The sequence below is a fragment of the Pseudomonas sp. MWU16-30323 genome, assembly GCF_020515595.1.
Taxonomy (GTDB): Bacteria; Pseudomonadota; Gammaproteobacteria; order Pseudomonadales; family Pseudomonadaceae; genus Aquipseudomonas; species Aquipseudomonas yamanorum.
The window spans coordinates 39,373-63,682 of sequence record NZ_JAIWYM010000032.1; the positions used below are offsets into that span (position 1 = coordinate 39,373).

Annotated in this window: 11 protein-coding genes; 6 read left to right on the forward strand and 5 right to left on the reverse strand. The window is 63.0% G+C overall.

From position 1 onward, the window contains the following. Window positions 1–151: 151 nt before the first annotated feature. Window positions 152–13,096, reverse strand: a complete 12,945-nt coding sequence (locus tag LIY45_RS25955; RefSeq protein ID WP_226478064.1) for a non-ribosomal peptide synthetase — start codon at window positions 13,094–13,096, stop codon at window positions 152–154. 62 nt (window positions 13,097–13,158) lie between these two features. Beyond that, a complete protein-coding gene (locus LIY45_RS25960) occupies window positions 13,159–13,917 on the reverse strand; it encodes an alpha/beta fold hydrolase (protein ID WP_167663526.1) in 759 nt (252 codons plus the stop codon). Window positions 13,918–14,194: 277 nt separating this feature from the next. On the opposite strand from LIY45_RS25960, the gene LIY45_RS25965 reads away from it, so the two are divergent. Further along, window positions 14,195–14,746, forward strand: a complete 552-nt coding sequence (locus LIY45_RS25965) for an RNA polymerase factor sigma-70 (RefSeq protein WP_226478065.1) — start codon at window positions 14,195–14,197, stop codon at window positions 14,744–14,746. Window positions 14,747–15,184: 438 nt separating this feature from the next. Here LIY45_RS25965 and LIY45_RS25970 read toward each other — a convergent pair whose 3' ends face one another. The 3 genes from LIY45_RS25970 to LIY45_RS25980 form a co-directional block, all read right to left on the reverse strand. Then, window positions 15,185–16,198 carry a GNAT family N-acetyltransferase gene (locus LIY45_RS25970; RefSeq protein ID WP_226478066.1) on the reverse strand — a complete coding sequence of 338 codons (1,014 nt, stop codon included), beginning with the start codon at window positions 16,196–16,198 and terminating at the stop codon, window positions 15,185–15,187. 66 nt (window positions 16,199–16,264) lie between these two features. Further along, on the reverse strand, window positions 16,265–17,053 hold the full coding sequence (locus LIY45_RS25975) for a transporter substrate-binding domain-containing protein (RefSeq protein ID WP_226478067.1): 789 nt from the start codon (window positions 17,051–17,053) through the stop codon (window positions 16,265–16,267). A gap of 99 nt (window positions 17,054–17,152) precedes the next feature. Continuing rightward, window positions 17,153–17,776 (reverse strand): TetR/AcrR family transcriptional regulator, encoded by a 624-nt coding sequence (locus tag LIY45_RS25980; protein WP_017479484.1) that lies wholly within the window; start codon window positions 17,774–17,776, stop codon window positions 17,153–17,155. 154 nt (window positions 17,777–17,930) lie between these two features. Here LIY45_RS25980 and LIY45_RS25985 point away from each other — a divergent pair, with 154 nt between their 5' ends. From LIY45_RS25985 to LIY45_RS26005, 5 genes are all read left to right on the forward strand, one after another. After that, window positions 17,931–19,709, forward strand: a complete 1,779-nt coding sequence (locus LIY45_RS25985; protein WP_226478068.1) for an acyclic terpene utilization AtuA family protein — start codon at window positions 17,931–17,933, stop codon at window positions 19,707–19,709. Between the two features lie 11 nt (window positions 19,710–19,720). Beyond that, a complete protein-coding gene (locus LIY45_RS25990) occupies window positions 19,721–20,593 on the forward strand; it encodes an SDR family oxidoreductase (RefSeq protein WP_226478069.1) in 873 nt (290 codons plus the stop codon). Between the two features lie 3 nt (window positions 20,594–20,596). Beyond that, window positions 20,597–22,213, forward strand: a complete 1,617-nt coding sequence (gene atuC / locus LIY45_RS25995; RefSeq protein ID WP_226478070.1) for an acyl-CoA carboxylase subunit beta — start codon at window positions 20,597–20,599, stop codon at window positions 22,211–22,213. 71 nt (window positions 22,214–22,284) lie between these two features. Beyond that, window positions 22,285–23,442 (forward strand): citronellyl-CoA dehydrogenase, encoded by a 1,158-nt coding sequence (gene atuD / locus LIY45_RS26000; RefSeq protein WP_177081317.1) that lies wholly within the window; start codon window positions 22,285–22,287, stop codon window positions 23,440–23,442. Next, window positions 23,439–24,212, forward strand: a complete 774-nt coding sequence (locus LIY45_RS26005) for an enoyl-CoA hydratase-related protein (RefSeq protein ID WP_226478071.1) — start codon at window positions 23,439–23,441, stop codon at window positions 24,210–24,212. Before atuD ends, LIY45_RS26005 begins: the two co-directional genes overlap by 4 nt. The last annotated feature ends 98 nt before the right edge of the window (window positions 24,213–24,310 follow it).

A 24,310-nucleotide genomic window follows, 5' to 3' on the forward strand; every position in this document is an offset into this window, starting at 1 on the left:
TCCATGAGAAGAGCGCCTCATGACAGACTGAAACCAGTCCAACTGGCGAGCCCTTATCAAATGCTGAAAAAGAAACCGGATCTACTGTCAGAATTCACAGTTCCAACCTCAAAAACCGCGCCACCCGACGAGTGGCGCGTTGCGATCCGAGTTAAAACCCCTCCAACTCCGCCATCAAATCACTCAACCGATCCACCTTCTGCGCACTGATCTCATTCGCCGCCAGCCCGTCGATATACCCCGCCAGCTCCTCCACCGTGCTGCACTCGAACATCGCCCGCAACGGCACATCCCGCTGCAGCGTCTTCTGCACCCGCGACGCAATCTGCGTGGCCAGCAACGAATGCCCGCCCAGCTCAAAGAAATTATCCTGCACACCCACACGTTCGACTTTCAGTACCTCAGCCCAGATCCCGGCCAACGTCTGCTCCAGCTCATTACGCGGCGCCAGATAATCCTGGCTGTGCAACTGACCAATCTCCAATGCAGGCAAAGCCTTGCGATCCAGCTTGCCGTTGGCATTCAGCGGCAAACGGTCGAGCCACAACCAATGCAGCGGCACCATGTACTCCGGCAGCTCCGCACGCAGGCGTTGCTTGATCCGATCAAGACGCTCGCCGGGATTCAACTGCGCATCCGCCGCCACCAGGTAGCCCACCAGATGCTTGCCGTTGACGCCCTCCTGCACGCCCACCGCCGCATCCCGCACTTCAGGCTGCTCATGCAAGCGCGCTTCGATTTCACCCAGCTCGATCCGGTAACCGCGAATCTTCACCTGATGGTCGATGCGCCCGACGTACTCCAACACACCATCGCTGCGCCGACGCGCCAGGTCGCCAGTGCGATACAGGCGCTCCCCCGCCGCGCCAAACGGATTCGGCACAAACACCTGGGCCGTACGCAGCGGATCGCTGACATAACCACGACCCACACCGGTCCCCGCGACGCACAACTCGCCGACCGCGCCTTGGGGCACCAACTCCAGCGCACCGTCCAGCAGGTACAAACGGTTATTGTCGGTCGGCGTACCAATCGGCAGATAAGTGCCACGGGTCGACGCCAGGTCGACGCGGAAGAACGCCACGTCGTCCGAACATTCCGCCGGGCCATAGGCGTTGACCAGGCCAATCTGCGGATAACGCAGCAACCACTGGTGCGCCAGTTCCGGCGGCATCGCTTCACCCGTCGGCAGCATCCAGCGCAAGCCATCCAGGCTCGTGCGTTCCTGGGCAAGCATGCCCTGGATCAGCGACGGCACGCTTTCCAGCACGGTAATGCCCTGGGCCTGGACGTGAGCGAGCAAGCCTTGCGGGTCATGGGCAATCGCATTTGGCACAATGTCCACCCGCGCCCCGAACAGCGGCGCCGCGAGGAACTGCCACACCGAGATGTCGAAACTCTGCGAGGCGGTCTGGGCGATCACATCGTGCTCAGTCAGTTGCAGATACGGCACCTTGCTCAACTGGTTGTTGAGCATGCCACGCTGCTCCACCATCACGCCCTTGGGCAAGCCGGTGGAGCCCGAGGTGTAGATCACGTAGGCAAGGTTGTCCGGCGCGCTGTAGATCCCGGGATTGTCCTCCGAGCCAATCATCTCCTCCCACACCAGCAACTTCGGCCGGCCGGAGCAGGCAAACTCTTCCAGCAGCAGCTGCGCCTGCTCACGGCACGCTTCGGTGCACACCAACAGCGGCGTGCGGCTCAAGTCGATAATCCGGCTCAAGCGTTGGCTCGGCAGGCCCGGGTCCAGCGGCAGGTAACCGGCACCGGCCTTGAAGCTGCCGATGATCATGCCCAGCAAATCCAGATTACGTTCGGCCAGCAACGCCACAGGTTGGTCCAGCCCGACACCCGCGGCAATCAGCGCATGGCCCAGGCGATTACTGCGCCGGTTCAGCTCAGAGTAGGTCCATTGTTGATCCAGGCAACGGGCGGCAATCCGCCGTGGATGCTGTGCCACCTGGGCTTCGAACAGCTCGATGTAACTGCGCTCCAGCGGATATTCATGCTCGCTCTGGTTGCAGCCGTCCACCAGGAACTCACGCTCCTGCTCGCCAATCAGCGGCAAGTCAGCCATGTCGCCATGGAAGCCCTGTACCAGCGCCAGCAACAGGCGCTTGAATTCGCCGAGCATGCCTTGCACGGTGGTTTCATCGAAATAGCGCTGGTCGTAGGACAGGTGCAGGCCCAGGTCATCGCCCGGATAGCACACGGCAGTCAGCGGGAAGTTGGTGTGGGTCCGCCCGGAATCCGAGGTGGCATTCAGGCTTTGCGCACGGTCCAGCACCGAGACTTCCACCGGGGCGTTTTCGAACACAAACAGGCTGTCGAACAGCGGCTGGCCCTTGGGCAGTTCGCTGTTTTCCTGGATGGTCACCAGCGGCAGGTATTCGTACTCGCGCAGCTGCATGTTGCTGTCGAGCAGACCGCTCAGCCATTGGCGCACGCTGCACCGCTGATCGTCCTCCGGCAGCTTCACCCGCAAGGCGATGCTGTTGATAAACAACCCGACGGTGCGCTGCATCTCGGGCATTTCCACCGGGCGCCCGGCCACGGTGACGCCGAACAGCACGTCGCGATCGCCACTCAGGCGCCGCAGTACCAGGGCCCACGCTGCCTGGGCGAAGGTGTTCACCGTCAGTTGATGGGCCTGGGCCAGCTCGCGCAATTGCGCGCCGTCGCGCACATCCAGGCGGGTGTAGCAGTCGCCCACCACCATGCCGCCGCTGTGGCCGGCGTGTTCCCGCAGGAACGGCCGGTCACTCGGAATCGGCGTGGTGCGCTCAAACCCTTGCAGGTTCTGCTGCCACCACTGGCGCGCCTCGGCGAGGTTCTGGCGTTGCAGCCAGGCGATGTAGTCGCGATAACGCGGTGGCGTCGCCAATTGCGCTTCGCGGCCTTCGCCGAGGGCCGTGTAGATGTCGAAGAAATCGTTCATCAGCAGCGAGCGGCACCAGGCATCGATCAGGATGTGGTGGTTGCTCATCATGAACCAGTAGCGGGCTTCGCCCACGCGGATCAGTCGCAGGTGGAACGGTGCCTGGTTAAGCAGATCGAAGCCGGCTTCACGCTCGCTTTTCAGCAACGCTTGCAGACGCGGTTCCTGCTCGCTTTCCGGTTCCTGGCTCCAGTCGAGGTACTCGATCGGCGTGCTGCCGGGCTTGTGGATAACCTGCAGCATGTCCTCGCCGACGTTCCAGCAGAATGAGGCACGCAAGGCCTCATGGCGGGCGATCACCGCCTGCCAGGCCTGGGCGAAACGCTCGGGGTCCAGGGCGCTGTTGATGCGGTAGCGGTCCTGCATGTAATAGAGGCCGGTGCCCGGTTCCAGCAGGGTGTGCAACAGCAAGCCTTCCTGCATCGGGGTCAGCGGGTACACGTCTTCGATGGCATTGGCCGGCACCGGCAGCGCGTCCAGTTGCCCTTGGGTGAGGTGCGCCAGCGGGAAGTCCGACGGTGTGAGGCCGCCCGCGTCAGCCTTGAGGCAGTGCTCGATCAGGCTTTGCAGTTCCGCCAGGTAAGCGTCCGCCAGTTCAGCGATGGTCTGGCTGTCGTGACGTTCGCGGCTGAAGGTCCAGCGCAGCACCAGTTCACCGCCGTACACCTGGCTGTCGACGCTCAGCTCGTTGGGCAGCGGTGCGTCCGGGTCATGGGCGATCCCGGCGGATTCGTCCAGCGGGTGAAAGAGTGCGTCGGCGCCAAAGCTCTGGTCGAACTGGCCGAGGTAGTTGAAGGTGATACTGGCGCTCGGCAACGCGGCCATCGTCTGGCGACACAGGTCGTCAGCCAGGTAGCGCAGCACGCCATACCCCAACCCTTTGTGGGGCACGCCCCGCAGTTGCTCCTTGATCGCCTTGATCGAGGCGCCCTGCCCGGCGGCTTCTTCGATATGCAACGGGGTCAGGCGCAGCGGGTAGGCGCTGGTGAACCAGCCGACGCTGCGGGTCAGGTCGATCTCGTCGAACAGGGTTTCGCGGCCGTGACCTTCCAGTTGGATCAATGCCGACTCATGGCCACTCCAGCGGCACAACACACGGGCCAGGGCGGTCAGCAGCAAATCGTTGACCTGGGTGCGGTAGGCACTTGGCGCCTGCTGCAACAGCTGGCGGGTACGCTCGGCATCCAGGCGCACGCTGACGGTATCGGCGTCGCGATTGCGCAGCGAACCTTGCGGGCGATCCACCGGCAGTTCAACGGCAGGACCGGCCAACTGCTGCTGCCACACGTCCAGTTCTTCACGCAGGGATTCGCTGCCGGCATAGGCCCGCAAGCGTGCCGCCCAGTCGCGTAACGCGCTGGTCTTGGCCGGCAGGCTGACGGGGTGGCCGTCGCTCAACTGGCGATACACGGTCTGCAGATCTTCCAGCAATACGCGCCAGGAAACACCGTCCACCACCAGGTGATGGATCGCGATCAGCAGCCGACGCTGGCCTTGCGGGCCATCCACCAGCAGCGCGCGCAACAGCGGGCCGTGGGCGAGGTTGAGGCTGCGTTGGGTGTCGGTGAACAGCGCGCTGCACTGCTCCATATCCGCCACCTGGGCTTGCAACAGCAGCCCGCCTTCCGGCACCGCCAAATGCTCGGCATGCCATTGAGCGTCGCGCTGAGTGAAGCTCAGGCGCAGGGCGTCATGGTGTTCCAGCACTGCCAGCAATGCTTGTTCAAGGCGATGGGGTTCGAGGGCTTGAACCGGTTCCAGCAGCAGTGCCTGGTTCCAGTGTTGGCGCTCGGGGATGTCGGTGTCGAAGAACCAATGCTGGATCGGGGTCAGCCCGGATGCGCCGGTCAACACACCTTGTTCGGCGATAACCTGCTCAGTGCGGGTCGCCACGGCGGCCAGGGTCTGCACGGTCTGGTGCTGGAACAAGTCACGTGGGCTGAAATGAATCCCCGCTTGCCGCGCGCGGCTGACCACCTGGATCGACAGGATCGAGTCCCCGCCCAGCTCAAAGAAGTTGTCGTCGAGGCCCACCTGTTGCACGTTCAGTACCGCGCACCAGATCGCCGCCAGGGTTTGCTCCAGTTCGTTGCGCGGCGCCACGTACTGTTGGCGATTCGCCTCGGGATCCGGCTGCGGCAAGGCGCGGCGGTCGAGTTTGCCGTTGGCGGTCAGCGGCATGCTGTCGAGGACAATCAGGTGCGCGGGCACCATGTAGTCCGGCAGCTGCGCTTTCAAATGCGCCTTGAGGGATTCACGCAGTGCACCGTGCTCTTCGTCGCTGACCAGATACGCCACCAACTGTTTGCCGCTCGGTGACTCCAGCGCCAACACCACCGCTTCACGCACCGCCTCGTGTTCCAGCAGGCGGGTTTCGATTTCCCCCAGCTCGATGCGGAACCCGCGAATCTTCACTTGATGGTCAATACGGCCAAGGTACTCCACCAGGCCATCGGCACGCTGGCGCACCAGGTCGCCGGTGCGATACAGGCGACCGCCGTTCGTGGCAAACGGGTCCGCGACAAACCGCTCCGCCGTCATCCCCGGACGCTGGTGATACCCCTGGGCCAGGCCGGCACCGCCGACGTACAACTCACCCGTCGCGCCCTGCGGCACCAACGCCAGGTCCGCATCCAGAATGTAGGCCACACGTGCGCCGATGATGCTACCGATGGGCACGCTGCCGGCGCCCTCTTCCAGTGTTTCCGGGGCAAGACTGGCCAGCGGCATCACCACCGTTTCAGTCGGGCCATAGGCGTTGAAAAACAGCGCCGGCTTGAATGCCGCGCGGATACGCTGCAAGTGCTCGCCGGTCAACGCTTCGCCGCCGGTGATGCACATGCGCACCGGCAAGGTCTGGTTTTGCGTGGCCAGCCATTGCGCCAACTGGCTGCCGTAGCTCGGGGTAAAGCCGAGGATATTGATGCGGTGCTGACGAATCAGCCCGCAGATTTCTTCTGCATCCCACTGGCCCTGGGCCCGCAACACCACCTGGGCACCACTGAGCAACGGCACCAGCAAGCGTTCGGTGGCGGCGTCGAAGTTGATGGAATAGAAGTGCAGCTCGCAGTCATCGGGGCGCATGCCGAAGCGTTCGATCACCGCCCGGCAATGCATGGCGATTTCACCGTGGGACACCACCACGCCCTTGGGCTTGCCGGTGGAGCCGGAGGTGTAGATCAGGTAGGCCTGGTGTTGCGGCAGGCTGATAAAAGGCAATTCGCTGGCCGGGTAGTCGGCCAGGGTCGGCAGGTCATCCTCCAGGCACCAGCGGCCGACGCTGGCGGGCAGCTCGCCCAGCGCGTCGAACATCGCAGCGTCGCTGAGTAACAGGCCAATGCCACTGTCTTCGATCATGTAGTGCAGGCGGTCCAGGGGGTATTCCGGGTCCAGCGGCACATAGGCGCCGCCGGCCTTGAGGATCGCCAGCAGGCCGACGACCATTTCCAGCGAACGCGGCAGCGCCAGGCCAACCCGTACCTGCGGGCCCACGCCGCGCTCGCGGAGCATCCAGGCCAGGCGATTGGCGCGACTGTCGAGTTCGCTGTAGCTCAGGGTCTGCCCGGCGAAGGTCAACGCCGGGGCATCCGGGCGGGCCAGGGCTTGCTCGCCGAACAGGTGGTGAATGCACTGATCAAGACGATGCTCGCCGGCCTCCATGCCAAGGCTGTCTTGCAACGAGCGCTGCTCGGCCGCTTCCAGCAGCGGCAACTCACTCAGGCGCTGTTGCGGATCGGCAAGCAAGGCTTCCAGCAGGTTTTGCCAATGGGCGGCCATGCGCCCAATGCGCGGCTCGTCGAACAGGTCGGTGCTGTAGGTCAGGCAGCAACCCAGGCGATGGTCGAGGTCGGTGACTTCCAGGTTGAGGTCGAACTTGGTGGCGCGGGCATCGTTGGCCAGGTACTCGACGGTCATCCCGGCCAGGGTGCGGCTCTGCTGGAACTCCCAGCGCTGCACGTTGCACATCACCTGGAACAGCGGGTTGTACGCGGCGCTGCGGGGCGGTTGCAGGGCTTCTACCAAGTGGTCGAACGGCAGGTCCTGATGAGACTGGCCTTCGATCACGGTGTGGCGCACCTGGTCGAACAATTCGCCGACGCTCATCTGCCCGTTGAGCTGGCAACGCAGCACCTGGGTGTTGAGGAATGCGCCGATCAGCCCTTCGCTTTCCGGACGAATCCGGTTGGCCACCGGCGCGCCGATGCGCAGGTCGGTCTGGCCGCTGTAGCGGTAGAGCAATACCGCGAGGGTGGCGGTCATGGTCATGAACAGGGTCAAGCCGCGTTCGGCGTTGAAGGCCCGCACGCGGGCAGCAAGGTCATCACTCAAATCGAAACGGTACAGCTCGCCCTGATGACTTTGCACCGGCGGTCGCGGGCGGTCGCCCGGCAGTTCCAGCAGCGGGTGTTCGGTACCCAGTTGTGCGGTCCAGTAATCCAGTTGGCGCTGGCGCTCGCCGGATTCCAGCCACTGGCGCTGCCACACGCTGTAGTCCAGATACTGCACCGGCAGCGGTGCCAGCGGCGATTCGCGGTCATCGATAAAGGCTTCGTACAACGCGCCGAGTTCACGGGCAAAAATGTCCATGGCCCAGCCTTCGGTGACGATATGGTGCAGGGTCAGCACCAGGTAATGTTCCTGCTCGCCGGCCTTGACCAGGCAGGCGCGCAGCAGTGGGCCGGTCTCCAGATTGAACGGCGTGTGGGCTTCATGATCGGCCAGTTGCTGCACACGCTGTTGGCGCTCGGCTTCATTGAAGGTCGAGAAATCCTGCCAATCCATGCGTACGCCGGTTTGCGCTGCAACCTTCTGCTGCGCCACGCCATTGATGCTCGGGAACGTGGTGCGCAGGGTTTCGTGACGCATGATCAAGGCCTGCAACGCCGCCTCGAAACGCCCCACGTCCAGCACCCCACGCAAGCGCGCCATGCCGCCGACGTTATACGCCGGGCTGTCGGGCTCCATCTGCCAGAGGAACCACATGCGCTGCTGGGAATAGGACAGTGGCACCGGCTGGCGGCGGTCGACCTTGCCGATGGCCAGCTGTTGGTTGCGCTGGCCGGAGGCCTGGATCAGGCGAACCTGCTCGGCGAAAGCCCCCAACTCGCTGGCTTCGAACAGCGTACGCAGCGGCAGCTCGACATCGCAGGCCTGACGGGTGCGGGAGATGATTTGCGTGGCCAGCAACGAATGGCCGCCGAGGGCGAAGAAGTCGTCCCGCAGGCCGATGCGTGGCAGGGCCAGGACTTCGCGCCAGATCGCGGCGATTTGCTGCGCCAGCGCGGTTTCAGGTTCGACGTGTTCACGCACTTGCCACACGGGCTCCGGCAAGGCGCGGCGATCCAGTTTACCGCTGGGGCTCAGGGGCATGGCGTCCAGGCGCATCAACTGCGCCGGAACCATGTACTCCGGCAACTCGGCGGCCAGGGCGGTTTTGACGTCCTGCTCATCCAGCGGTTCGTTGGCGGTGTAGTAACCGATCAACTGCGCACCGGCAGCCGTTTCCCGCACCAACACCACCGCTTGGGCGATGCCATCAAGGGCCAACAGACGCGCTTCGATCTCTTCAGGCTCGACACGGAAGCCCCGCAGTTTGACCTGCTGATCCAGGCGCCCGAGGTATTCCAGTGCACCGTCGGCGCTCCAGCGCACGCGGTCACCGGTGCGATACAGGCGTGCGCCCGCCTCGCCCAATGGGTCGGCGACAAACCGTTCAGCGGTCAGCCCCGCCCGCCCGAGGTAACCCCGGGCCAGGCCGATACCGCCGATGCACAGTTCACCCGGCACACCCGCCGGCAGCGGATTGAACTGATCATCCAGCACCCGGCAGATCACATTGCCCAGCGGCCGGCCAATCGGTGAACGCTCGCCGTCCTCCACCTGGCACTGCCAATGCGTCACGTTGATCGCGGTTTCAGTCGGGCCGTAGCGGTTGTGCAACTGCACCGCCGGCCACTGCGCCAACACCCGGTTGCGCAACTCGGCAGGCAGCGCTTCACCGCCGGAGAACAGGCGACGCAGGCTGGTGCATTCGGCGGCCAAGGGTTCGTCGACAAACAGCTGCAACAACGGCGGCACAAAGTGCAGCGTGGTCACGCCGTGTTCCTGCACCAACTGGGCAATGCGATGGGGGTCGCGATGCTCGCCGGGGCCAGCCAACACCAGGCGGCAACCGGTGATCAGCGGCCAGAAACACTCCCACACCGACACGTCGAAACTGATGGGTGCCTTTTGCATCAGCACATCGGTTTCATCCAGTTGGTAGGTGGCTTGCATCCACTGCAAGCGCTCGGCCAGCGCGGCATGGGTGTTGCCCACACCCTTGGGCTGGCCGGTGGAGCCGGAGGTGTAGATCACGTAGGCGAGGTTGTCACCGTTCAGGTGCAAACCCGGCGCATGGGTCGGCCAGCTTTCCAGCTTGAGGCTGTCCATGGCGATGACGCACACGCCTTCAGCCGTGGGCAGTTGCTCCAACAGCGAAGTCTGGGTCAGCAGCAGTTGCACGCCGCTGTCCTTGAGCATGTAGGCCAGGCGTTCAGCCGGGTAATCCGGGTCCAGCGGCACATAGGCACCGCCGGCCTTGATGATCGCCAGCAGGCCGATCAGCAGTTGCGGCGAACGCTCGGCGGCGATGGCCACGCGCACGTCCGGGCCGACGCCCTTGTCCCGCAGGTAATGGGCCAGGCGGTTGGCCTGGGTGTGCAGTTGGGCGAAGGTCAGGCTGCCGTCCTGCCACACCAGTGCGGTGCGTTCCGAAACCTGTTGGTTAAGTTGTTCCGGCAGCCAGCTCTGCGCCGGTGTGCACGGCGCGACGCTCCACTGGCGTTGTTGGGTGTGTTCGTCGGCGTGCAGCAGCTTCAGGTCACCGATAGCCTGTTGCGGTTGCTCGCAAATGGCTTGCAGCAGGTTGATGAAGTGCTCGGCCAGCCGCTCGATGGTGGCGGCGTTGAACAGTTCGTCAGCGTAGTCGAAGGACAGGCTCAAGCGGCCGTTGCGATCTTCTTCCGTGTGCAGTTGCAGGTCGAACTTGGCTTCGCGGCTGTGCCACGCCAACTCGTCGGCGAGCAGACCCGGCAAGCGGCGCAAGGCGCTGAGGTCGCGTTGCTGGTGGTTGAACATCACCTGGAACAGGCCCTGCTCCCGGGCTTGGGGGAAGGCTTCCAGCAGTTGCTCGAAGGGCAGGTCCTGATGGGCCTGGGCGCCAAGGGCAGCGGTTCGCGTTGCAGCCAGCAGCTCGGCAAATGGCAGGCGCGCATCCAGTTCGGCACGCAGCACCAGGGTGTTGATAAAGAACCCGATCAGGCCTTGGGTTTCCTGGCGTGGACGGTTGGCGTTAGGCACGCCGATGCGGATATCGCGCTGGCCGCTGTAGCGATAGAGCAGGCTTTGGAATGCCGCAAGCAACAGCATGAACGGGGTGGACTCGTGAGCCTGGGCGGTCTTGCGAATGGCTTCGCTGAGGCTCGCGGTCACCCGCACACTGTGGCGTGAAGCACTGCGAATATGCAGCGCCGAGCGCGGGTGATCGGTGGCCAGGCTCAGGGTTGGGTGGTCGTCGCCCAGTTGTTGTTTCCAGTAACCCAGTTGCCGCTGGCCCTCGCCTTCGGCCAGCCACTGGCGCTGCCAACTGCCGTAGTCAGCGTATTGCAGGGCCAGCGTCGGCAGCTCCAGGGCTTGGCCTTGGGACGCTGCGGCATACAGGCGGGAGAATTCGTCGATCAACACGTTGAGCGACCAGCCGTCCGCGATGATGTGGTGCATCGTCACCAGCAGTTGGTGGTCTTCGTCCTCCAGGCGCACCAGCGTTACCCACAGCAGTGGGCCTTTCTCCAGGTCGAACTGGGTGTGGGCTTCGTCTTCGCGGATCTGGTTGGCCCGGGCTTCACGCTCGGCGGTGGGCAGGTCGCTGAGGTCGATGACTTGCAGCTCGAAATCAGCCTGGGCGTCGACCCGCTGGAAGCCTTGGCCATCGCGTTCAAAGAAGCGCGTGCGCAGCGCCTCGTGGCGCTGGATCAGTTGCTGGAAGCTTGCACGCACCGCGTCTTCATCCAGCTCGCCGCGCAACCGCAGGGCGCCGGGGATGGTGTAGGCGCTGCTTTGCGGGTCCAGCTGCCAGGTGATCCACAGGCGGTTTTGCGCGAGGGATTGCGGCAGGTCTTCCTGGCGCGACAGCGCATGGATCGTGCCTTGGGCCACGCCGCCGTCCTGCTGCAATTGCGCGACGCTGGTGGCGAAGGCGGCCAGGGTGGGTGCTTCGAACAGCAGGCGCAGGTTCAATTCCAGGCCGAGGGTTTCCCGCAGGCGAGCGACGACCTGGGTGGCGCTGATAGAGTTGCCCCCCAGCAGGAAAAAGTGATCGTCGGCGGCGACCTGTGCCACCTGCAATTGCTCGCACCAGATCGCGGCAATCTGGTTTTGCAGTTCGGATTGCAGGGCAGCATCGCCGACCTGCGCTGGCACACCGGGGAACTGCGCATAACTGTCGAGGCTGCCATCCGCCAACCGCGTGCGGCAGGCCGAACGCTGCACCTTGCCGCTGGAAGTTTTCGGCAGGCCGCCGGGATTGAGCAATACCACCACGCTCGGCGCTTCCTGGCAGGCCTCGGCCACTGCTTGGCGAATCGCCTTGATCAGCGCTTCAGGCGGCAGGATTTTCTGCACGCTGCGGCTGATTTCGGCGGCGATGCCGATGCCTTCCAGGCCCTGGTCATTCACCGCAAACGCAGCGACCCGGCCCTTGCGCACCACTTCCACTTCGCGCTCGATGGCTTGCTCGATGTCTTGGGGATACAGGTTATGGCCCCGCACGATCAGCAGGTCTTTCAGGCGGCCAGTGATGAACACTTCACCTTCGCGGATAAACCCGAGGTCGCCGGTGCGCAGCCAGGTACGGCCTTCGTGCTGGACGAAGGTCTTGGCGGTGGCTTCAGGGTTGCGCCAGTAGCCATGGGCGATGCTCGGGCCGGTCGCCCAGATTTCACCAACGGCATTGTCGGGGAGCATTGCCAGGGTGGCGGGGTCGGCAATCAGCACGGCATGTTCGGGCTGGCGGGTGCCACAACTCATGATCGCCACACCCTGCCCAGGCTCGGCGCGGTTGGCGGCCAGGGCCTGTTCGTCCAGGCGCAGGGCCGGGATGCCCTGGCCACGGGTGCCGCCGGCAACGAACAAGGTGGCTTCCGCCAAGCCATAGGATGCGAAGAAGTTATTCGAGGTAAAACCACAAGCGGCGAACTTCTCGGCAAAGCGTTCCAGGGTGTCGAGGCGGATCGGCTCTGAGCCGGAATACGCCACGCGCCACTTGCTCAGGTCCAGGCGATCCAATGCCGACTCGCTGACCCGCTCGCTGCACAAGCGGTAGGCGAAGTCCGGGCCGCCGCTGATGGTGCCGCCGTATTCGCTGATCGCTTCGAGCCAGCGCAGGGGCCGGCCGAGGAAGTAGGCCGGCGACATCAATACGCACGGCACGCCGCTGAAGATCGGTTGCAGCAGCCCGCCGATCAGGCCCATGTCGTGGTACAGCGGCAGCCAGCTGACGATCACGTCGTCGGGGTTCAGGTCGATGCCGAAGCCTCGGCGGATCAGCAGCTCGTTGGCCACCAGATTGCCGTGGGTGACCTGCACGCCCTTGGGCAACGCGGTGGAACCGGAGGTGTATTGCAGGAAGGCGATGTCATCGTCTTGCAAGTTGGGCGCGACCCAATGGCTTGCGATTTCGGCACTGAGGCTGTCGACGCACAGCAACTGCAGTGCACCTTCGAGTTGCAGCAACGAATCCCCGAGGCTGGAGGTAGTCAGCAGCAAGCGCGGCTCAGCGTCCGCGATGATCGACAGCAGGCGCTCCTGATGATGACGGCGGGTGGACTCCGGCGGGTAAGCCGGTACCGCGATGACACCGGCATACAGGCAACCGAAGAACGCCGCGACATAATCCGGCCCACTGGGGAACAACAGCACCGCGCGATCGCCCAGCACGGCGTTGGCCTGCAAGGCCGCGGCGATGGTGCGGGCGCGCAGGTCGAGGTCGCGGTAACTGAGGACGACACTCTGCTCGGCCGTCTCGGCGAGGAAACGCAACGCCAGTTGATCCGGGGTTTGCGCGGCGCGGCGTTGAAGGGACTGGACCAGGGTGCGGGGAAGTTCGAAGGCGTCCATCATGGGGTTCCTGCCTGAAATCGGCTGACTGGGAAATCGGGGAATGTGTGGCCGGGGCGGCTTGTTCAGCCGGCGGCCCGGGCCATCTGCCGCGCGGCGTCATTGCGCCAGCGGGCCAAGTGTTCGTCGGCGTAACGCCGCACACAGCGCAGTACGGAGCTCTCGTGCTGCACCAGGAAGAAGTGGTGTCCGTCGAACATGTCGAGGGAAAAACCGCTGGCGGTGTCCTGCTGCCAGTCCAGCAATTGATCGGCACGCACACTGTCCTGCTTGCCGCCAAAGACATGGATCGGCAGGGGCAGCGGCTCGCGCTCGCCATACTCGAAACTGCCGCAAAGAAGGAAGTCGGCCCGCAGGATCGGCAACATCAACTGCATCAGTTCGGCATTGGCCAACACCTCTTCGCCGGTACCCTTGAGTTCCCGCAGGCGGGCGATCAGTTGCTCGTCGTTTTTCTCGATGGCGTATTCGCTGACATCGCGACGAGCCGGGCCGGCGGTACCCGACGCGAATAGCGCCAGTGGCTGCGGCACACCCCGTTCACGCAGGGCATGGGCCAGTTCGAACGCCAGCAGGCCGCCGAGGCTGTGGCCGAACAAGGCGTAAGGCTCGTCCAGTTCCGCGCTGATCTCATCAGCCAGTTGCGCGGCCAATGCCTTGATATCGCGCTGCAACGGTTCGTCCATGCGCATGCCGCGCCCCGGCAACTCCAGCGGACGCACCTGCAACCACTCGGGCAACGCCCGCCGCCAACGGCTGTAGACCATGGCGCTGGCGCCGGAATACGGCAGGCAAAACAGGCGTAATCGAGCCGGCGTGTTCATTTCAGACCACTCCCGCTCACACGATAAAAACCCATTTTGTCCTCCTCCAGGCACTGATCCTTGGCCGGTTTGTTAACTGGCCTGTCACCCATGAGAACGGATGGCCCCTGGAAATAATTAGTCAGCGAGACGCCGTTCACACCTCTCGACAAAGCATAAGATTAGTTCGTCTTCTCATTTGACAATCATTATCATTAAGCATAATTTGTTGCCCGATGTGTAGGAGGCCTCAGCAAGGACGCCCTCCCCCAACCTCTTTTGCAGCAAGGTGATTTCCATGACGGAACAAGTATCCACAGGCAGGTGCGACTCACCCCTACTCCAGGCCTTCGTCGATAACCGACTGATCCTGGTCAAGATCGCAGCACGCATTACCGGCTGCCGCTCCCGCGCCGAAGACGTGGTGCAAGACGCCTACTTCCGGTTGCAATCGGCACCCACCATCACGTCGTCGTTCAAGGCGCAGCTGAGTTACCTGTTTCAGATCGTGCGTAACCTGGCCATTGATCACTACCGTAAGCAGGCGCTTGAGTTGAAATACTCCGGCACTGAAGAGGAAGGCTTGAATGTGGTTATTCACGGGGCTTCGCCTGAGACGTCGCACATCAACTTTTCGACGCTGGAGAACATTGCTGATGCGTTGACCGATTTGCCTCAGCGCACGCGTTATGCGTTTGAGATGTATCGGCTGCATGGGGTGCCGCAGAAGGATATTGCCAAGGAGCTGGGGGTTTCGCCGACGCTGGTGAACTTTATGATTCGGGATGCGTTGGTGCATTGCCGGAAGGTTTCCGGGACTCATAGCGACACGTTTGCGCGGCGGGTTTGATTGGGTCTGCTGCTGGGTGCATATCCGTTATTTGTGTGATGGCGGGGATTGGTTCCGCTCTTACAGCGGGTCACTTTTGAAAGAAGCCCAAAAGTAACCAAAAGGCGCTTGCCCCACCACTCGGCTCCTCGCCTAGGCTCGGAGTGCCCTCACTCCGGCCAGCGTGGTTTAACGGGGCGCCTAAGATCAAGATCAAAAGCAAGATCAAGAGCACAGCGGCCTCCCGGCCGGCTTGAGTGTTTAAAAGCCAAATCAAAAGCTAAAGCAGGCACGGTTCAAATGTGGGAGCTGGCTTGCCTGCGATGGCATCACCTCGGTATGCCTGAAAGACCGAGTTGCCTGCATCGCAGGCAAGCCAGCTCCCACAGAAAAGCAGCGCTGCATCCGCTTCAGATTTGGCTTTCGCTCTGGATCTTGCCTTTGCTTTTAACACTCCGGTCAAACCAACCCACACCGCTCAAAAAACCGCTCCCGCCCCAGAATCATCAACGCCGCCCGCTTATGCGGAAAATCAAACTCCTTCTCACAGTGGAAACACTGATTCTGCATATGCCCAATCATCCGCCCGTTATCCGCCCGGGGCTCCGCCACCACACGCTGCGTACGCGGATCATCAAGAAACAGGTAATGCACCAACGCCGACAACCAACTCGCCACCTTGTGCGGGCCACGGTGGTGCTCTTCACCCACCAACATATGAATCCCGCGATCGTAATCCGCCACGTCATAGAACGGCGCAATCCGATCCTCCTTGGCCCAATACGCCTCGAAATACGCAAACGGCTCATCATCAAAACAGCCAATCAACGTCAACACATGGGGATCCGCTTCCAGCTTGTCCAGATACTCCCGATGCTGCTCCAGGCTGCCACTTTCCTCCCAGAAACTCGCCACCCGCACACTGTTCTGCCAACGATTGAATCGCGCCAGATCAACATCAATCTCAACCGTGCGCAGTGAAATCCAGGCCCCCAACCGCGCATCAAAGCGCCGATAAACCTCACCCCGCGGCTTCGGCGCTCGAGCGGGATGACGCTTGCCCCCACTGATGATCATCTGCTGCGGATAAGTCCCGGTCACCGACTGCCCCAACCACGGCTGCGGCAATTGCCAGAACAACGTGCGCTCGCAATGAAACTGCCCGGCAACCTCGGTCGCCACCAGCAACCCACTGCGCAACGCATCCTCCGGCGCATGCTCAAGACGCCAGACCAGTCGCTGACGCCCAGGCGCCCTGGCAAACAGCCAATAACACGCCGCCCACAACGCCCGGGCAGCCGGCACACTGGCGGGCTCCTGCAAATGCACCTGCAGTTCATCGCCACGCTCAAGGCGCAAGCGAATCAGCGGCTGCCCCTCAAGGGTCAGGCTCAGGCGACTGTCAGTTTCATCAGCATTCAGGGCAGGCCCCGCCGGCAACGGCAGGGAAGACAGGTCATTCAGATGGGACATGGGATGGGCTCACGAATCGTCGACAGTTCAACAAGTGACGTGAGCCAAGAGCAAAAATTTAGACGATCACGGCACCGGCATCACATCGATGCGGTAAGGCTCGAAGATCTTCAGCAACTGGCCATTGTCCCGCAGTTGCTTGAGCAGCCCGGCGAACGCCGGCCCGGTGATCGGCGCCTTGGGCCGCAGCAACGCGTAGTGGTGGTACACCTGGTCAATTCGCTCGGACACCAGGAACTGCCCCGCCGTGTCGGCATTGCGCGCCAAAAAATCACTGAGGTAGGAACGCGTCACCAGGGCGATGTCGGCGCGGCCGCGGGCGACCATCAGCAGGTTGCTGTCGTGGGAATAGGTCAAGGTGGCGTTGAAGTGCTCCACCAGGTACTTGGGGTCGGGGTTGAAGTGGGCGAATGCGTAGTGATAGCCGCTGAATACCGCCAGCCGCTTGCCGGTCAGGTCGGTGAAATACCCTTGGTCGCGGCCAGGCTCACGCTGGGCGACGAAGATTTCGGCGTCTTCCAGGCCCATGTCGACTGCCGTATGGGGAATATCCTGCCAACCCCAGTTCGGATTTTCGAAGATCGCCATATCCACCCGGCCCTGCTGGAAGTCGCGAAAACGCCGGGGGATCGAGGTGGGCACCAGCACAAACTGGTAATCGGTTTGCAGGGCATTCAAGGCTTCCACCAGCTGCGGCAGCAACCCGGTGTCGGCGCCCTGCTCCGGGCGCACCGTGTACGGCGGAAAATGCGCAGCACCGACCCTCACCAATTGGGCGGCCGAAGCCGGCATCAGCCACAGTGCGCCAAGTGCCAATATTGAGAGTCCTGCAGCCAATCGCCAGGGCGAAAACATCAAGGCACACACCGTCGAAAACTTTGATCCCGCTAAGCTAGGCGTTTTTGTCTAGCGAGACAACTTTCTGCCACACAATTAATAGCTTGCGCGAACGAACTAGTCAGCTTTCAAAACCATCAGCAACGCTTCATCGGCCAGTTGCTCCAGGGTCATGCTGCCCTGGGCACGAAACCAGGTGGTGGTCCAGGATAATGCGCCGGTCAGGAAGCGCCGGGTGATAAATACATCGCCCTTGATATAACCGGCCTCCTTGGCCTCCCCCAGCACCTGCAACCAGATGTCTTCGTAAATATCCCGCAAGGCCAGCACTTGGGCCTGGCCCTCGGCCGACAACGAACGCCATTCATACACCAGCACCGCCATGGCCTCGCCGCTGCCGCCCATGATCGACTGCAATTCGCAGCGAATCAGCGCCAACACCCGCTCGCGCACGTTGGTCGCCTCGGCCAGGGAAGCGCGCATCAGGGCGGTGTTGTAGTGGATGGTTTCCTCCATCACCGCCCGCAGGATTTCGTCCTTGCTCTTGAAGTGATGAAAGATGCTGCCGGACTGGATCCCGACCGCGCCGGCCAGGTCACGCACTGTGGTGCGCTCAAAGCCCTTGTTGCGAAACAGGTGGGCCGCGGTTTGCAGCAGCTTGCCACGGGCACTGTCGGGGTCGGTCAATTGGCCGGCGTCGACCATGGTGCGCATCACCCGCAGGGCTTTTTGCTCATCCATGCTGCTCTCCTTAACTTCTGGTTACGTCTTGGGCGGCAATTTAGGCCGTGGCAGCCAACCAAGCAAGCGCTTGGGGCAAAGTTGTGACCAGAGTTTACAAACCAAGCGCTTGCTTGGTAGTGTTGGTGTCAGCAAACCAGAGGAAGGACGCCCCATGAACAAGACGGTACGCATCGGCTGCGCCAGCGCCTTCTGGGGCGACACCTGCACCGCCGCTGCGCAGTTGGTAGAAGGCGGCGCGCTGGATTACCTGGTGTTCGACTACCTGGCGGAAGTCACCCTGTCGATCCTCGCCGGGGCACGGATGAAGGATCCCCAGGCTGGCTATGCCACGGATTTCGTCGAGGTGCTGACGCCACTGCTGGCGGATATCCAGCGCCAGGGCATCCGTGTGATCAGCAATGCCGGCGGGATCAACCCCCAGGCCTGCGCCGCCGCGTTGCAGGCGGCCTGCGACCGGGCGCAAATCCCGTTGAAGATCGCCGTGCTGCTGGGGGATGACCTGCAACCGCAGTTCAAGCAACTGCGTGGCATCACCGACATGTTCAACGGCGCGCCTTTGCCGGCGATGTGCGTGTCCACCAACGCCTACCTCGGCGCGCCCGGCATCGTGCAGGCGCTGAAGCTGGGCGCCGATATCGTCATTACCGGCCGCGTGGTGGACAGCGCGGTGGTCAGCGCGGCACTGGTGCATGAATTCGACTGGTCCTGGCAGGACTACGACCGCCTGGCCCAGGCGGCACTGGCCGGGCATATCATCGAATGTGGCGCCCAGTGCACCGGCGGCAACTTCACCGATTGGCGGGAGGTGCCGGACTACGAACATATCGGTTTCCCGATTGTGGAGGTCAGCGCCGACGGCCAGTTCACCGTCAGCAAGGTCGAGGGCACCGGCGGGCTGATCAGCGAACTGAGCGTCGCCGAGCAACTGCTGTATGAAATCGGCGACCCGCGCGCCTACCTGTTGCCCGATGTGATCTGCGACTTCAGCCACGTAAAGCTCCAGCAACAAGGCAAAAACCGCGTGCACCTGCACGGCGCCAAAGGCCTGCCGCCCACCGACCAGTACAAGGTCAGCGCCACCTACCCGGACGGCTTTCGCTGCACCGCCAGTTGCCTGATTGCCGGGATCGACGCGGTAGCCAAGGCCGAGCGGGTCAGCCAGGCGATCATCAACAAGACCTCAGAGCTGTTCAGCCAGCGCGGCTGGGCGCCCTACACCGACGTCAACATCGAACTGCTGGGCAGCGAAGCCACCTACGGCCCCCACGCCCACCGCCAGGACTGCCGCGAAGTGGTGGTGAAACTGGCGGTGCGTCATCCCAGCAAACAGGCGCTGGTGCTGTTCGCCCGGGAAATTGCCCAGGCCGCCACCGGCATGGCCCCGGGGCTCACCGGAATCGTCGGTGGGCGACCCACGGTGTACCCGCTGATTCGGCTATTTTCGTTCCTGATCGATAAAAGCGCCTGCCAGTTGCAGGTCGACTTTCTTGGCGAACGGCATGCCTGCGAACTGCCTGTCGCCGAACCCTTGAACACTTCAATCGAGCGGAGTGATCCGCCCAAACCCCAAGGCCGTGCCGACGCCAACGTGCCGCTGGTCAAGCTGGCCGTGGCCCGCTCCGGCGACAAGGGCAACCACAGCAACATCGGGGTGATCGCCCGCGAGCCCGAATACCTGCCGTGGATCGCCGAAGCCTTGACCCCCGAGGTGATCGTCGACTGGATGAGCCACGTGCTCGACCCGATCCACGGCCGTGTCGAACGCTGGTACTTACCCGGCAGCCACAGCCTGAACTTCCTGCTGGAAAACGCCCTGGGCGGCGGCGGGATTGCCAGCCTGCGCATCGACCCCCAAGGCAAGGCCTTCGCCCAACAACTGCTGGAAATCCCGATTGCCGTGCCACAACACATTGCCGATCAATTCAATTAAGGACTCACGCCGTGGCCTTCGACTCGATCTTCAAAGCCGACTTGTTCCAGGGGCAGACCATCATCGTTACCGGCGGCGGCAGTGGCATTGGCCGCTGCACCGCCCACGAGCTGGCGGCCCTCGGCGCCCATGTGATTCTGGTGGGGCGCAAGCCGGAAAAACTACAAGCGGTGGCGGCAGAGATTATCGAAGACGGCGGCCGCGCCAGTTGGCAAACCTGCGATATTCGTGATGAAGAAGCGGTCAAGGCGCTGGTCAGCCAGATCCTCCAGGAGCACGGCCCGATTCATGGCCTGGTGAACAACGCCGGCGGCCAGTACCCCTCGCCACTCGCGTCGATCAACCAGAAGGGTTTCGAAACCGTGCTGCGCACCAACCTGGTGGGCGGTTTCCTGATGGCCCGGGAAGTGTTCAACCAGTGCATGAGCAAGCACGGCGGAGCCATCGTCAACATGCTCGCCGACATGTGGGGCGGTATGCCAGGCATGGGCCACTCCGGCGCGGCGCGGTCGGGCATGGACAACTTCACCAAGACCGCCGCCTTTGAATGGGGTTACGCCGGGGTGCGGGTGAACGCCGTGGCGCCGGGCTGGATTGCATCGAGTGGCATGGACACTTACGAAGGCGCGTTCAAGGCGGTGATCCCGACCTTGCGCGAGCATGTACCGCTCAAGCGCATCGGCACCGAATCGGAAGTCAGCGCGGCGATTGTGTTCTTGCTCAGCCCCGCCGCCGCGTTCGTCAGCGGCAGCACCTTGCGCATCGACGGCGCCGCCAGCCTGGGCAGCCGCGCCTGGCCGCTGCACAAGGCACAACCGCCGAGCGTGTCCTTTAATGGTTTCCACCGGGCTTATTGGCCGGACGTGCTCAAGGAGGAGAAATAATCCATGCCAGTGATCGACTCGCAACTCGACGCTCACAGCCCGCAATTCGCGCAGAACCGCGAGGCGATGCTCACAGGCGTCAATCAACTGCGTCAGCTGGAGCAAAACCTGCTGAGCAAGGCCGCCGAAGCCAAGGCCAAGTTCGACAAGCGCGGGCAACTGCTGCCACGGGAACGCCTGAATTTGCTGCTGGACCCTGGCGCGCCGTTCCTCGAACTGGCGAGCCTGGCCGGCTACAAACTGCACGACGACAAGGACGGCAGCGCCGCCGGCGGCGGGTTGATCGCCGGTATCGGCTACGTCAGCGGCGTGCGCATGCTGGTGGTGGCCAACAACAGCGCGATCAAGGGCGGAACCATTTCCCCCTCGGGCCTGAAAAAATCCCTGCGCCTGCAACAGATCGCCATGGAAAACAAACTGCCGGTGGTGACGCTCGCAGAAAGCGGCGGCGCCAACCTCAACTACGCGGCGGAGATTTTCGTCGAAGGCGCACGCAGCTTTGCCAACCAGGCGCGGATGTCGGCCATGGGCTTGCCGCAGATCACCGTGGTGCATGGCTCGGCCACAGCGGGCGGCGCCTATCAGCCGGGGCTGTCGGATTACGTGGTGGTGGTGCGCGGCAAGGCCAAGCTGTTTTTGGCCGGCCCGCCGCTGCTCAAGGCGGCTACCGGCGAAGTCGCCACCGATGAAGAACTGGGTGGCGCGCAGATGCACGCGCAAACCGCCGGCACCGCCGAATACCTGGCGGAGAACGACGCTGACGGCGTACGCATCGTGCGCGAAATTGTCAGCCTGTTGCCGTGGAATGACCGCTTGCCGCCTGTGCCAAAGCGCGCTTATAGCGAGCCGTTGTACCCGATTGAAGAGCTGTTGGGGCTGATCCCGGACGATCCGAAAAAGCCCTACGACGTGCGCGAAATTCTCGCGCGACTGGCAGATGGTTCCAACTTCCTCGAGTTCAAGGGCGAGTTCGACCCGCACACCGTCTGCGGCCACTTGCATATCCAGGGCCGCGCCTGCGGTTTTATCGGCAACAACGGGCCGATCACGCCGAAGGGCGCGAGCAAGGCCGCACAATTTATCCAGCTGTGCGACCAAAGCCAGACACCGCTGCTGTTCTTCCACAACACCACCGGTTTCATGGTGGGCACCGAGTCGGAACAGCAAGGCGTGATCAAGCACGGCGCGAAGATGATCCAGGCGGTGGCCAATGCCCGGGTGCCGAAGTTGACCATCGTCGTCGGCGGCTCCTATGGCGCCGGCAACTACGCAATGTGCGGCCGTGGTCTCGACCCGCGCTTCATCTTCGCCTGGCCCAACAGCCGCACCGCCGTGATGGGTGGTGCCCAGGCCGGCAAGGTGCTGCGAATCGTCACCGAAGCCAAGCAACTGAAAGACGGCCTGGTGCCCGACCCCAAGGTGCTCGACATGCTCGAACAGGTCACCGCACAGAAACTCGACAGCCAGTCCACCGCCCTCTACGGCAGCGCAAACCTGTGGGACGACGGGCTGATTGATCCACGTGATACACGGACCTTGCTCGGGTTTCTGCTGGACATCTGCCACGAGGCCGAAGTGCGGCAACTACAGCCCAACAGCTTTGGTGCAGCGCGGTTTTGATGATCGTTCCCACGCCCCGCGTGGGAATGCAGCCCGGGACGCTCCGCGTCCCCATAGGGAGCACAATAAAAATGATCTTCACCCAGGAACACGAAGCACTGCGCCGCACCGTCCGTGGCTTTGTCGAGCGCGAGATCAACCCGCATGTAGATGAGTGGGAAAAGGCCGGGCGCTTCCCGATCCACGAGATCTTCCGCAAGGCCGGCGACCTCGGTTTGCTGGGCATCTCCAAACCGGAAAAATTCGGCGGCATGGGCCTCGACTACAGCTACTCCATCGTCGCCGCCGAAGAATTCGGCAGCATCCGCTGCGGCGGCATCCCGATGTCCATCGGCGTGCAAACCGACATGTGCACCCCGGCCCTGGCCCGCTTCGGCTCCGATGAGCTACGGGAGGAGTTCCTGCGCCCGGCCATCAGCGGCGAGCAGGTGGGCTGCATCGGCGTCTCGGAAACCGGCGCCGGCTCCGACGTGGCCGGGCTGAAAACCCATGCCCGCAAGGACGGCACCGACTATGTGATCAACGGCAGCAAGATGTGGATCACCAACTCCCCGAGCGCCGACTTTATCTGCCTGCTGGCCAACACCTCGGACGACAAGCCACACATCAACAAGTCGCTGATCATGGTGCCCATGAACACCCCCGGCATCAGCGTCAGCCCGCCCCTGGAAAAGCTCGGCATGCACAGCTCGGAAACCGCCCAGGTGTTTTTCGACGACGTGCGCATCCCCCAGCGCAACCGCATCGGCCATGAAGGCGCGGGGTTCATGATGCAGATGCTGCAGTTCCAGGAAGAACGTCTGTTCGGCGCGGCCAATATGGTCAAGGGGCTGGAGTACTGCATCGACAGCACCATCGAGTACTGCAAAGAGCGCAAGACCTTCGGCAAGGCGTTGATCGACAACCAGGTGATCCACTTCCGCCTGGCCGAGCTGTCCACCGAAATCGAATGCCTGCGGGCGCTGGTGTACCAGGCCACCGAGCAATACATCAAGGGCCAGGACGTAACGCGCCTGGCCTCGATGGCCAAGCTCAAGGCCGGGCGTCTGGGGCGGGAAGTGAGTGACAGTTGCCTGCAATATTGGGGCGGCATGGGATTCATGTGGGACAACCCGGTGGCCCGGGCTTATCGGGATGTGCGGCTGGTGTCGATTGGCGGTGGGGCGGACGAGATCATGCTGGGGATCATCTGCAAATTGATGGGCACCTTGCCGGGGAAAAAGTCGTGAATACCTTGTTGCTGGAGCCGCATAACGGGGTGTTGCATGTGACGCTCAATCGACCGGAAAGCCGCAATGCCATGAGCCTTGAGATGGTGACCGAATTGCGTTCGGTACTCGCCGGTGTGGCCGGGGATAAAGCCTTGCGGGCGGTGGTTATCAGTGGCGCCGGTGGGCATTTTTCGGCCGGTGGGGATGTGAAAGACATGGCTCGCGCGGGGGCCACGGGCGGGTTGCAGGCGTTGAACCGGGCGTTTGGCACGTTGTTGCAGGAGGTTGAGGCGCTGCCGCAGGTGGTGATTGTGGTGCTCCAGGGTGCCGTGCTGGGTGGTGGGTTTGGGTTGGTGTGTGTCAGTGATGTGGCGATTGCGGATCATCAGGCGCAGTTTGGGTTGCCGGAGACCAGCCTTGGGTTGTTGCCGGCGCAGATTGCGCCGTTTGTGGTGAAGCGTATCGGGTTGACCCAGGCGCGGCGGTTGGCTTTGACGGCGGCGCGGTTTGATGGGGTTGAGGCGCTGCGGTTGGGGTTGGTGCATTTTGTGGAGCACGATCCCCAGGCGTTGGCGGAGCGCGTGGATGAGGTGTTGGGGCAGGTTTTGCGCTGTGCTCCGGGGGCTAATGCGCGGACCAAGGCGTTGGTCTTGGCCAGCGGTGAGCAGGCTTTGGGGCCGCTGCTGGATCAGGCGGCTGAATGGTTTGCCGAGGCGGTTTGTGGCGAGGAAGGGATTGAGGGAACTCAGGCTTTTGTGCAGAAGCGCAAGCCGCGGTGGGCGCGATGAATGGGGGGCATATCCGTTTCTGCGGTGATGGCCGCTATTGGTTCCGCTCTTACAGCGGGTCACTTTTGAAAAGCGCAAAAGTAACCAAAACGCTCTTG